The 10,800-nt window shown below is 70.2% G+C and carries 11 protein-coding genes and 1 rRNA gene; 4 read left to right on the top strand and 8 right to left on the bottom strand.

Annotated elements, in window-relative coordinates; all coding sequences use genetic code 11:
• The first annotated feature begins 173 nt into the window (after window positions 1-173).
• Together rrf and BM204_RS18840 are read left to right on the top strand one after the other, a co-directional pair.
• A 5S ribosomal RNA gene (rrf, locus tag BM204_RS18845) occupies window positions 174-290 on the top strand.
• A gap of 101 nt (window positions 291-391) precedes the next feature.
• Entirely contained in the window at window positions 392-1,348 is a 957-nt protein-coding gene (locus BM204_RS18840; protein ID WP_091116618.1) for a hypothetical protein, read from the top strand.
• A 25-nt stretch (window positions 1,349-1,373) separates the two neighbouring features.
• Here BM204_RS18840 and BM204_RS18835 read toward each other — a convergent pair whose 3' ends face one another.
• Window positions 1,374-1,886 carry a hypothetical protein gene (locus BM204_RS18835; protein ID WP_143099838.1) on the bottom strand — a complete coding sequence of 171 codons (513 nt, stop codon included), beginning with the start codon at window positions 1,884-1,886 and terminating at the stop codon, window positions 1,374-1,376.
• A gap of 104 nt (window positions 1,887-1,990) precedes the next feature.
• On the opposite strand from BM204_RS18835, the gene BM204_RS18830 reads away from it, so the two are divergent.
• Both BM204_RS18830 and BM204_RS18825 read left to right on the top strand, forming a co-directional pair.
• A complete protein-coding gene (locus tag BM204_RS18830; protein WP_091116613.1) occupies window positions 1,991-2,914 on the top strand; it encodes an alpha/beta fold hydrolase in 924 nt (307 codons plus the stop codon).
• 151 nt (window positions 2,915-3,065) lie between these two features.
• Window positions 3,066-3,584 (top strand): DUF3145 domain-containing protein, encoded by a 519-nt coding sequence (locus BM204_RS18825; protein ID WP_091116610.1) that lies wholly within the window; start codon window positions 3,066-3,068, stop codon window positions 3,582-3,584.
• Between the two features lie 31 nt (window positions 3,585-3,615).
• Here the strand turns inward: BM204_RS18825 and BM204_RS18820 are convergent, their stop codons facing one another.
• The 7 genes from BM204_RS18820 to BM204_RS18790 form a co-directional block, all read right to left on the bottom strand.
• A complete protein-coding gene (locus BM204_RS18820; RefSeq protein ID WP_091116607.1) occupies window positions 3,616-4,053 on the bottom strand; it encodes a hypothetical protein in 438 nt (145 codons plus the stop codon).
• Window positions 4,054-4,140: 87 nt separating this feature from the next.
• Window positions 4,141-5,595, bottom strand: coding sequence for an acyl-CoA carboxylase subunit beta (locus BM204_RS18815; protein WP_246166443.1), 1,455 nt, complete (start codon window positions 5,593-5,595; stop codon window positions 4,141-4,143).
• Window positions 5,592-6,848, bottom strand: a complete 1,257-nt coding sequence (fabF, locus tag BM204_RS18810; RefSeq protein ID WP_091116605.1) for a beta-ketoacyl-ACP synthase II — start codon at window positions 6,846-6,848, stop codon at window positions 5,592-5,594. Before fabF ends, BM204_RS18815 begins: the two co-directional genes overlap by 4 nt.
• Before the next feature lie 10 nt (window positions 6,849-6,858).
• The gene (locus BM204_RS18805; RefSeq protein WP_091116603.1) at window positions 6,859-7,104 is read right to left on the bottom strand and encodes an acyl carrier protein; all 246 of its coding nucleotides are present in this window, start codon (window positions 7,102-7,104) and stop codon (window positions 6,859-6,861) included.
• An 86-nt stretch (window positions 7,105-7,190) separates the two neighbouring features.
• On the bottom strand, window positions 7,191-8,186 hold the full coding sequence (locus tag BM204_RS18800; RefSeq protein WP_091116601.1) for a beta-ketoacyl-ACP synthase III: 996 nt from the start codon (window positions 8,184-8,186) through the stop codon (window positions 7,191-7,193).
• Window positions 8,183-9,370, bottom strand: coding sequence for an acyltransferase domain-containing protein (locus tag BM204_RS18795; protein WP_091116598.1), 1,188 nt, complete (start codon window positions 9,368-9,370; stop codon window positions 8,183-8,185). Before BM204_RS18795 ends, BM204_RS18800 begins: the two co-directional genes overlap by 4 nt.
• Before the next feature lie 79 nt (window positions 9,371-9,449).
• Window positions 9,450-10,640 (bottom strand): PucR family transcriptional regulator, encoded by a 1,191-nt coding sequence (locus BM204_RS18790; protein ID WP_246166445.1) that lies wholly within the window; start codon window positions 10,638-10,640, stop codon window positions 9,450-9,452.
• Window positions 10,641-10,800: the final 160 nt, after the last annotated feature.

The following is a 10,800-nucleotide window of genomic DNA, read 5'->3' as shown; positions in this document are numbered from 1 at the left end:
TAGGCCGAGGGCTTGTCTCACAAACCCTCAACTGAAACCACAATTCCGCGCACACATGAACAAGACGCTGAGGCGTCGTTCGCGTCCACATCAAAGACCACCCGGTCACCACAGCGTGTCCCTGAAGATTGTTTCAGGTGGCTACGTGTTGTGGGGAGGCTGGGTCATAGAGTTACGGCGGTCATAGCGACAGGGAAACACCCGGTCCCATCTCGAACCCGGAAGTTAAGCCTGCCAGCGCCAATGGTACTGCAGTCGAGAGGCTGTGGGAGAGTAGGACGCCGCCGGACAAATATTGCGCAGGGCCACCTCACACGAGGTGGCCCTGCTGCTATTACGCTGTAGGACTACCGCGGCCGGACGGCCGCAGATGTGAGTAGAAGGAGACATCGTGGCTGAGGATCGTCGAGGTCAGCGGCCCGCTCGCGGCGCTGGAGCATCCGGTCGGTCGACCGGGAAGCCCGCTGCAGGAGGTCGTTCGAACGATCGCCGCGACAGTGGCAAGCCGGGCGAGGATCGCCGTGCGAGCGGGAAGCCCGGTCAGGACCGTCGCGGCGCAAGCAAGCCGGCGGGATCACGCGGGGACAGCGGCAAGGGCCGTCCCGCGCGATCGGGTGACTGGAAGCGTCCCGAGGACAAGCAGGCTGCTCGCACCCAGGAGCAGGCGCTCTACGATGGACCCGACCTGCCCGAGGACATCACCGGGCAGGAGCTGGACCGTGCGATCGGCGCACAGCTGAAGGGGCTGCCGGAGAAGCTGGCCAACCGGATCGCGCGGCACATGGTCGCCGCGGGCCAGCTGGTCGACGAGGACCCCGAGACGGCGTACCAGCACGCGCTGGCAGCCCGGGTGCGCGCTCCTCGCCTCGCGGTCGTGCGGGAGGCAGCGGGCGAGGCGGCCTACGCTGCCGGCCACTACGCCGAAGCATTGGCCGAGCTCCGAGCTGCCAAGCGGATGAACGGGGCCACGGCCTACCTGCCGATCATGGCCGACTGCCACCGTGCGTTGAAGCAGCCCGAGATGGCGCTGAAGCTGGCCAAGAGTCCGTCGGTCGTCAACTTCGTGCCCGAGGCGAAGGCGGAGATGACCCTGGTCGAGTCCGGGGCACGTCGCGACATGGGGCAGCTTGACGCCGCCCTGCGCACCCTGGAGCTGGCGCCGTTGACGTCGAAGAGCCGGGCGCCGTGGGTGACGCGGCTGCGGTATGCCTACGCTGACACACTTGAGGCCGCGGGACGCGACACCGATGCGCTCATGTGGTTCCACCGCACGCACGCTGTTGACAGCGACGAGATGACCGATGCTGCGCAGCGGGCCGCGATCCTGGAGAAGAGGCTCGGCGTCTGAGGACGCCAGGGCGACGGTCAGGTGATCAGCGTCCGAGGACGCGCACGATCGCGCCGCTGCCTGCCTCGAGCGTGCCCCGCTGGAGTCCGTCACGGAAGCCGAGCCGCACCCGATCGATGACAGCGATGGCGGCGAGCGGGCTGGAGACCTCGAGCACAATCGCGTCGCCCTCCCCGAAGGTGCGTCCCTCGGGGTCGACGAGGCCCCGACAGAAGCGCTCGGGCTCCGTGGTGACTCCGACTGTGCCGCCGACGCACAGCAGGGGCGTCACCGTGACCGGTGTGTTCGCCGTGGTGTGCACCTTCACCCCGGACAGGTGCAGTCGACGGTCGAAGTCGGCGGCGGGCGTGAAGACCCCGACGTAGACCGGTATGGAGACCGGAGTCGACGCCGAGACCTCGCTCTGCGAGGTCGGTAGCGCCGCGGGGCTCGTGGTGAACCAGACGACGAAGGCGACCACCACGAGGCCCAGGCCCACGCGGAGGATGATGCCAGCCCGCGGGCGACGTCGCACCTGCAGGTCGGTGGATGTGCTCATGCGCTGAGGGTAGGCCCTGGACAGGGGGACCACCCGGTTTCGTCGCGCTGTCGCGCCTGCTGGACCTCCTGAGGACCAGCCCTCCCAGGTGGCAGAATCCGCTCATGAGCACAGTAGAGCGGCCCGCCCTGGAGGGCACTGTCGCCGTCCGCGACGGGCGACGCCTGAGCTTCGCGGAGTACGGCGCGCCTCGCGGGGCGGCGATCGTGTGGATGCACGGAACCCCCGGGGCTCGTCGGCAGATCCCCTTCGAGGCCCGGCTCCATGCCGAGCAGCACGGCCTGCGCATCATCGGCATCGATCGTCCCGGGATCGGGTCCTCCACCCCCCACCTCTATCCGAACATCGTCGACTGGGCCGGGGACCTCGCGCTGCTCCTGGACGCGCTGGCCGTCGACACCTGTCGGCTGATCGGTCTCTCGGGGGGCGGGCCCTACGCCCTGGCGGCCGGCGCGGCTCTGCCGCAGCGCGTCCACGGTGTCGGCGTCCTTGGTGGAGTGGCCCCCACGGCAGGCCCGGACGCCGCCGAGGGCGGGATCATCCAGCTGGCCGTGGCGCTGGCACCGCTGCTGCGAGCCGGACGAGTGCCGCTGGGCATCGCGCTCACAGCGGCCATCCGCCTGGTGAAGCCCCTGGCCGGCCCTGGGCTGGACCTCTACGCGGCCCTGCAGCCGCCGGGGGACAAGAACCTGCTTGCTCGCCCGGAGTTCAAGGCGATGTTCCTCGACGACCTGCTCAACGGCAGCCGCTTCCAGACCTCAGCCCCCCTGAGTGACCTGGTGCTCTTCACCCGCGACTGGGGCTTTCAAGCAGCCGACGTCAGCGTGCCCGTGCGCTGGTGGCACGGCGACGAGGACCACATCGTGCCCTTCCGGCACGGGCAGCACATGGTCGACCGGTTGCCCGACGCCACCATGACCGTGATCAGCGGGGAGAGCCACCTCGGGGGGCTGGGCATCGCCGAGGAGGTCATCTCCACCCTGATGGAGCTCGGTCCCCGGTGTCCGTCCACGACGGCGACCAGCTGACGGCGGCTCTATCTGCGAGTGTCTACTGGTGCTCAGGGGCCGCATGCGTCACACTGGGGTCATAACTACACATCTGTCACTCGACTGACCGTTCATCGACTGTGAGACCGCTGGGGAAGGCGTAGCTCGCGCCGACGATGAAGGAGTCACGGTGACCACACGCACTGCAACCCACCCGGCTACGAGGGGCGTCATCTACGTCCACTCCGCGCCCTCCGCGCTGTGCCCGCACATCGAGTGGGCCGTGGGGGGCGTCCTCGGCGTCGCCGTGAGCATGGAGTGGACCCCCCAACCCGCCCAGGCCGGCGCCTACCGCGCCGAGCTCTCCTGGGTCGGCTCCGCCGGCTCAGCCGCCCAGATGGCCTCCGCCCTGCGTGGCTGGAACCACCTGCGCTTCGAGGTGACCGAGGAGCCCACGTCGGCCACCGAGGGGACGCGCTTCTCCTCCACCCCGGAGCTGGGGGTCTTCCACGCCGTCACCGGCCTGCACGGGGACATCATGATCCCCGAGGACCGGCTCAAGGCGGCAGTCGTCAAGGCAGCCCTGGGGGACACCACCCTGCTCGTAGAGATCGACCGTCTCCTCGGCAAGCCGTGGGACGACGAGCTCGAGACCTTCCGCCACGCCGGTGACGGCGCGCCTGTGCGCTGGTTGCACCAGGTCGTCTGACCCTGACGCACGGTGGCAGGCCCCGCGATCGTCAGCGCGGGCGGGTGAGCCTGAAGTAGGTGGGCTTCACGAAGCCGACGTACTTCTCGTAGCCGACGGTGTAGGTCACCCGCATACGGAGCTTGAAGCGCCCGGGGGTCGTCGAGGCCCGGCAGGTGCGGAAGGTCCTGACGTCCTGGCGGGGGTTGGACCCGGCATCGACCAGGACGCTGCCGATCGCGCGCCCACGAGGGTCGGTCACGAAAACTTCCGCCTGCCACTCATTGTTGGGCGTGGTGATCTTGTAGGCGAAGCGATAGTTGCGACACCCCTGGCGCAGCACCTGGTCAGGGGCCCTGGTGCTGCCCCATGACGACGCGTCGGTCGTGCGCGCCGTGGGCGCCGTGGTCGAGGTGGCGTCAGCCACCCCGACACCGCCCAGGGTCACGACCAACGTGGTCAGGGTCCCGAGAGTCGCAGAGCGCAGCATCACGATTCCTCCGTGTGAGTGATGGACGTCATAGGTACAACGCAACGCCATCCTCCCGGTTACGGTCAAGCTCACCGGTCGAGGTTCTCAGAGCGGGATGTTGCCGTGCTGGCCGTGCAGCACGCCGCGGGTCTGCACCGCCTCGTCGATGGCGCGGGCGATGGCCGAGCGCGTGCGGTCCGGGGTCACCACCTCGTCGACGACGCCGATCTCCACGGCCTTCTCGACACCGCCGGCGATTCGTTCGTGCTCGGCGGCAAGCTCGGCCTCGACGGTGGGCCGGATCTCGACCGACACCTCTGCGAGCTTGCGGCGGTGGAGGATCCTGACGGCGGCCACCGCGCCCATCACGGCTACCTCGGAACCCGGCCAGGCGAACACCTTGGTGGCGCCCAGCGAGCGGGAGTTCATGGCGATGTAGGCGCCGCCATAGGTCTTGCGGGTCACCAACGTGACCCTGGGGACGACGCACTCGCCGAACGCGTGCAGCAGCTTGGCTCCCCGTCGTACGACGCCGTCCCACTCCTGGCCGACCCCGGGCAGGTAGCCGGGCACGTCGACCAGGACGATCAGCGGGACGCCGAACGCATCGCACATGCGCACGAAGCGGGAGGCCTTCTCGGCCGAGAGCGAGTCCAGACAGCCGCCGAGGCGCAACGGGTTGTTGGCGACCACGCCGACCGTGCGCCCACCGAAGCGGCCCAACGCCGTGACGATGTTGGGCGCCCACCTGGCGTGGAGCTCCTGCATGGATCCGTCATCCAGGACGCCCTCGACGAGCGGGTGCACGTCGTAGGCGCGCTTCCTGGACTCCGGCAGCATCGAGGCGAGGTCGCGGTCCTCCACCTCGGCAACCCGGAGGCTGCCCTGCGAGCCCAGGAGCGACGCGACGTCGCGGGCGCGGTCGAGGGCGTCCTGCTCGGAGTCGGTGAGGATGTGCACGACGCCGGAACGGCGGCCATGGGGCTCGGGGCCGCCAAGACGCAGCATGTCGACGGCTTCTCCGGTGACCGAGCGCACCACGTCGGGGCCGGTCACGAAGATGCGTCCCTGGGGGCCGAGGATGACGACGTCGGTGAGCGCGGGGCCGTAGGCGGCACCGCCTGCGGCCGGACCGAGCACGACCGAGATCTGCGGGATCTTGCCCGAGGCCTGCGTCATGATCTGGAAGATCCGGCCCACCGCATGCAGCGACAGGACGCCCTCGGCGAGGCGGGCGCCGCCCGAGTGCCAGAGGCCGATGATCGGCAGCTGGTCGGTCATAGCTCGGTGGTAGGCGTCGACGACGACTCGGCAGCCGAGGTCGCCCATGGCGCCACCCATGACGGTGGCGTCGGAGCAGAAGGCGACCACGCGGGTCCCGTCGACGAGACCCACGGCGGCGATCATGCCGGAGTCGTCGTCGGGGGTGATCAGCTCCAGCGAGCCCTCGTCCATCAGGGCCCGCAGACGCGTGATCGGGTTGCGCGGGTCTTCGTCGCGGGGGACCTTGACCGGCTTGGGCACGCGGGTGCCCGCAGCCGGCTCGACGGAGGTGGTCACATGGCGCTCCCGAAGGCGACGGCGACGTTGGCGCCTCCGAAACCGAAGGAGTTGTTGAGCGCCGCGATATCGCCGGCCGGCAGGTCGCGCGGCTTGGTGGCGATGTCGAGGTGGACCTGGGGGTCGAGGTCGTCGAGGTTGATCGTCGGCGGGACCAGGCGGTGGTGCAGGGCCAGGACCGTGGCGATCGACTCGAGCGCGCCCGCACCACCCAGGAGGTGACCGGTCATCGACTTGGTGCTCGTCACGACCACGTTCTCCGCATGGGCGCCGAGGGTCGCGTGGAGCATCAGACCCTCGGCGATGTCGCCCTGGGGCGTCGAGGTCGCGTGGGCATTGACGTGCGCGATGTCGGTGGGGCTGATGTCGGACTCGTGGAGCGCGCGCAGGATCGCGCGGGAGCCACCTCGCCCCTTCGGGTCGGGCTGCGCGATGTCGTGGGAGTCGGCGGTGATGCCGGCGCCCAGGACCTCGGCGTAGATGCGGGCTCCGCGGGCCCGGGCGTGCTCCTCGGACTCCAGCACCAGCACGCCGGCACCCTCGCCGAGGACGAAGCCGTCGCGGCCGGTGTCCCAGGGGCGCGACACGGTGGTCGGGTCCCCGGCGTTCTTGGACAACGCCATCATGTTGGCGAAGGCAGCCATCGGCAGCGGGTGGATCGCGGCCTCCGTGCCGCCGGCGACGACCACGTCCGCGCGGCCCAGACGGATCTGGTCCAGGGCCAAGGAGATGGCTTCGTTGCCTGAGGCGCAGGCGGACACCGGGGTGTTCACCGCTGCCCGGGCGCCGACGTAGAGACTGATGTTGGCAGCCGGGGCGTTGGGCATGAGCATGGGGACGGCCAGGGGAGAGACCCGTCGGGGGCCTTTCTCCTTGAGGATGTCGTAGTTGTCGAGCAGCGTGTTGACCCCGCCGATGCCGGAAGCCATCGCCACGCCCACCCTGTCACCGTCGACGGTGCCGTCCTGGACGGAGCCCTCGAGGCCGGCGTCACGCCAGGCCTCCATCGCGGCGACCATCGCGAACTGCGACGAGCGGTCCAGTCGACGGGCCTTGACCCGCTCGAGGACCTCGGTCGGCTCGACGGCGATCCGGCCGGCGATCTTGACGGCCATGTCCTGGGCCCAGTCCTCCGTCAGGTGGCGGATGCCCGAGCGACCGTTGATGAGGGAGTCCCAGGTGCTGGAAACGTCGCCACCGACCGGGCTGGTGGTGCCCATGCCGGTGACGAAGACGCGCGTGCGGCTGCTCATAGAGTGACTCTCAGGCCTGGGCGCGCTCGATGAACGCGACCGCGTCCCCGACCGTCTTGAGGTTCTTGACCTCGTCGTCGGGGATGGACACGCCGAACTTCTCTTCGGCAGCCACGACGACCTCGACCATGGACAGCGAGTCGACGTCGAGGTCGTCCACGAAGGACTTGTCGAGCTGGACGTCGTCGGCTTCGATGCCGGCGACCTCGTTGACGATCTCGGCGAGGTCGGCGCGGATCTCTTCGGTGGTGGCCATGGTGGCTTCCTTGTCTGTGTGAATTCAGTGAGGTGGTGTTGCTCGGGCTCGGGCTTGGTGCTGGGCTTGGTGCTGGGGTGGTGCGATCAGGGGACGACGACGACCTGGGCGGCGTAGGCCAGGCCGGCGCCGAAGGCGATGAACAGGGCGAGGTCGCCGGAGCGGGCCTCTCCGTCGACGATCATCCGGTCGAGCGCGAGAGGGACCGAGGCAGCGGAGGTGTTGCCCATCTGCGCGATGTCACGTGCGATGCGGATGGTGGGTGGCAGCTTCATGGAGCGGGCGAGCGCGTCCACGATGCGCATGTTGGCCTGGTGGGGGATGAAGCAGTCGAGCTCGTCGACGGTGACGCCGGCCCGGTCGAGGGCCTCCTGGCCGACCTTGGCCATCGCGAACGCCGCCCAGCGGAAGACCGCGTTGCCCTCCATCTTCAGGTAGGGCATGGACGGGTTGTCGCCGGCCAGCACGTCGCGCCAGTCCTCGCGCTGCCGGATGTGGTCGAAGTGCTCGCCCTGCGAGCCCCACACGACCGGACCGATGCCGGGGGTCTCGCTCGGGCCCACGACGACCGCGCCGGCCCCGTCGGCGAAGATGAACGCCGTCCCGCGATCGGTGGGGTCGGTGATGTCGGAGAGTCGCTCGACCCCGATGACCAGGACGTGGCCGGCGCTGCCCGCGCGCACGAAGTCACTGGCCATGGCGACGCCGTGGCAGAAGCCGGCGCAGGCCGCGGAGATGTCAAAGGCTGCTGCGTCGTCGGTGCCGAGCTCGTGGGCGACGAGAGTGGCGACGGCGGGGGTCTGCATCAGGTGGCTGACCGTGGCGACGACGACGCAGTCGATCTGATGGGCATCGATGCCTGCACGCTCCAGAGCGATGCGTGCCGCTGCCACCGACATCATCTGCACGCTCTCGTGAGGTCCCGCGAAGCGACGCTCCTTGATGCCGGATCGCTGTTGGATCCACTCGTCGCTGGACTCGATCGCATCGACGATCTCGGCGTTGGGGACGATGCGCTCGGGGCGGTAGGCGCCGACGCCCAGGATCGCGGTGTGGGCCGCGCCGGTGCTGGGGGTGATCACGAGTAGCTGCCCACGGGGTGGAGACGCAAGAGGGGCTGACCCGGGGAGACCAGGTCGCCGTCCTCGACCAGCCACTCGACGACCTCGCCGCCGTGGGCCGCCGTGATCACGATGCGGTCGCGCAGGCTGGCGATGTCACCGATCGTCGTCCCGGGCTCGAGGACGTCGGCGTCGGCCGCCGCGCCGTCGAGGTGGAAGGTGCCCTTCGCAGGGGAGACGACCATCCGCCAGGTCGGGGTGGTGTTCATCAACGACCCCTCGCCGTGCTTGTCACAGAACGCGCGGGCGTCGTCGAGCTGGTCGGGGGTCTTGAGGGCGAAGGTCTCGACACCCTTGAGGGCGCGCTTGGCGATGCCGGTCAGGGTGCCCGCCGGGGGCATCTCGAGGATGCCGGTGACGCCGAGGTCGGTCATCGTGTCGAGGCAGAGGTCCCAGCGCACGGGACTGGCGATCTGACCCACGATCCGCTTGAGGACCTCGCGCCCGTCGTGGATGACGTGGCCGTCCTTGTTGGAGATCAGGGGGATGCGCGGGTCGTGCACCGACACCGACTGGGCCAGGCGCGCGACGTGGCCGACCGCGGGCTGCATGTGCGAGGTGTGGAAGGCCCCGGCGACGGTCAGGGGCATCAGGCGCGCCTTGGCCGGGGGTGCTGCGGCGAGGGCCGCCAGCTGCTCCATCGTGCCGGCGGCGACGATCTGGCCCGGACCGTTGTCGTTGGCCGGGGTGAGGCCGTGCTCGGCCAGGGCGGCGAGGACCTCGGCGCGGTCTCCACCGAGGATCGCCGTCATGCCCGTCGGGGTGACCGCTGCTGCCTCGGCCATGGCCTTGCCGCGCTCGCGCACCAGGACCATGGCCTGCTCGGCGGTGATGGTGCGGGCGCCGGCGGCTGCCGCGAGCTCGCCGACGCTGTGGCCGGCGAGAGCACCCACGCGCTCGAAGGCGTCGATCGGGTGGGGGAAGAGCTCGAGCGCCGCCACGAGGCCGGTTGCGACCAGCAGTGGCTGGGCGATCTTGGTGTCCCGGATGGTGTCTGCGTCGGCCTCGGTGCCGTAGTGGGCCAGGTCGAGGCCGGCCACGGTGGAGAGCCACCCGATGCGAGCAGCGAAGACCGGGTCCTCCAACCAGGGCGTGAGGAAACCTGGGGTCTGGGCCCCTTGTCCGGGAGCGACGATGACGAGCACCCCTTCACTGTGCCGCCCCCGGGGCTATCGGCTCGCGTCCGACGCTGACGAATCTGACCGGCGGTTCTTTGTAGGGTTCCTACAAGTCACGCCCGGACTGGCGTCCGAGCACGAGAGCGATCTGGAGGGTCAGGGCGTCGCGGGGGTGGGAAGGGGTGAACCCCGTCGTCTCGGCGACCTGCCGCAGTCGGTATCGCACGGTGTTGGCGTGCACGAAAAGCATGCGCGCGGTCGCCTCCAGCGAGGATCCCGTCGCGAAGTAGGCCGCCAGGGTCTCGATGAGCGTGCCGCGGGCGTGGAGCAGTGGGAGGTAGATCTCCTCCACGAGGTGGCGCCGCGCGTGTCCGTCGCCGGCCAGGGCGCGCTCGGGCAGGAGATCACTGGACCGCACCGGGCGAGGCGCCTCGGGCCAGCCGGCGGCTGCCCGGTGGGCCGACAGGGCGGCCCGTGCGGAGAGGTGAGCGTGCCCGAGGTCCTCGGTGACCGGTCCCACCACCACGGGCCCGTCCGCCACCAGGTCGACCAGCGCCGCGGCGGCGGTCGCCTCGTCCTGGACGCCGCCGAGCAGCACCACCAGGCGGTCGCCCTGCACCGCGCACAGCGCGTCCATGCCGGCCTCGCGCGCTGCTCGTCGTACGGCGTCGAAGAGGTCGGTCTCGTTGCGTCGCTCGGGCATGGTCGCGAGGACGACGGCGACCTGGCCCCGAGCACCCCAGCCGACGGCACTGGCACGGGAGAGGACCGACTCGTCGGCCTCGGCCCTCAGCACGGAATCGACGACCAGGGCCTCGAGGCGGGCGTCCCAAGCCCCCCGCGCCTCGGCGGCCTTCGCGTAGACCTCGGCGGTGGCGAACGCGACCTCTCGCGCGTAACGGAGCACGGCGGCGTGGACGGCCGGTGCGTCCTCAGGGTCGAGGATGCCGTCGATGTTGCTCTCGACCACCTCGATCGAGAGCCGGACCAGGTCGACGGTCTGCTGGAGCGTGATCACCCCGGCGAGGGCGCGCGGCGCGGCCCCGAAGACAGAGGCCGCGAGCGCCGGTCCCTCGGCGTCGCTGACGTCCACGTCGGAGCGGAACCAGTCGAGGAAGCTCTTGATGCCGGCCTGCACGATCAGGCCCACCCACGAGCGGTCCTGGGCACTCAGCTCCCGGAACCACGGCATGTCGGCCTCCATGCGCGCCATGGCGGCCGTGCTGAGCGTGCCGGAGGAGCGCTGTAGGGCCGTCGCCGCCCTGCGGCGGGGGGCGGCGGGAGGTCTCCGGGGCACCCTGCGAGCCTAGTCCTCGCGCCTCGGGACGTGGGCAGTCGCCTGCGGTCCGGCCGGACACGTCCTGACCTCGTCCGAACGGATGAGTTCTTGCCCTGGGACAAGGAGAAATCATCACCATCTGGATGGTCCTCGTGCCAACGGCGGGTGTCCTCTGGTT

This window comes from Nocardioides psychrotolerans, assembly GCF_900113685.1.
Taxonomy (GTDB): Bacteria; Actinomycetota; Actinomycetes; order Propionibacteriales; family Nocardioidaceae; genus Nocardioides; species Nocardioides psychrotolerans.
This window is presented reverse-complemented; position numbering and strand designations above follow the sequence as displayed.

What these genes read in the sequence shown, in the direction of transcription:
- BM204_RS18835 (WP_143099838.1), bottom strand. Translation starts at nt 1,886, where the DNA reads ATGAGCACATCCACCGACCTGCAGGTGCGACGTCGCCCGCGGGCTGGC.
- BM204_RS18830 (WP_091116613.1), top strand. Translation starts at nt 1,991, where the DNA reads ATGAGCACAGTAGAGCGGCCCGCCCTGGAGGGCACTGTCGCCGTCCGC.
- BM204_RS18820 (WP_091116607.1), bottom strand. Translation starts at nt 4,053, where the DNA reads ATGCTGCGCTCTGCGACTCTCGGGACCCTGACCACGTTGGTCGTGACC.
- fabF (WP_091116605.1), bottom strand. Translation starts at nt 6,848, where the DNA reads ATGAGCAGCCGCACGCGCGTCTTCGTCACCGGCATGGGCACCACCAGC.
- BM204_RS18805 (WP_091116603.1), bottom strand. Translation starts at nt 7,104, where the DNA reads ATGGCCACCACCGAAGAGATCCGCGCCGACCTCGCCGAGATCGTCAAC.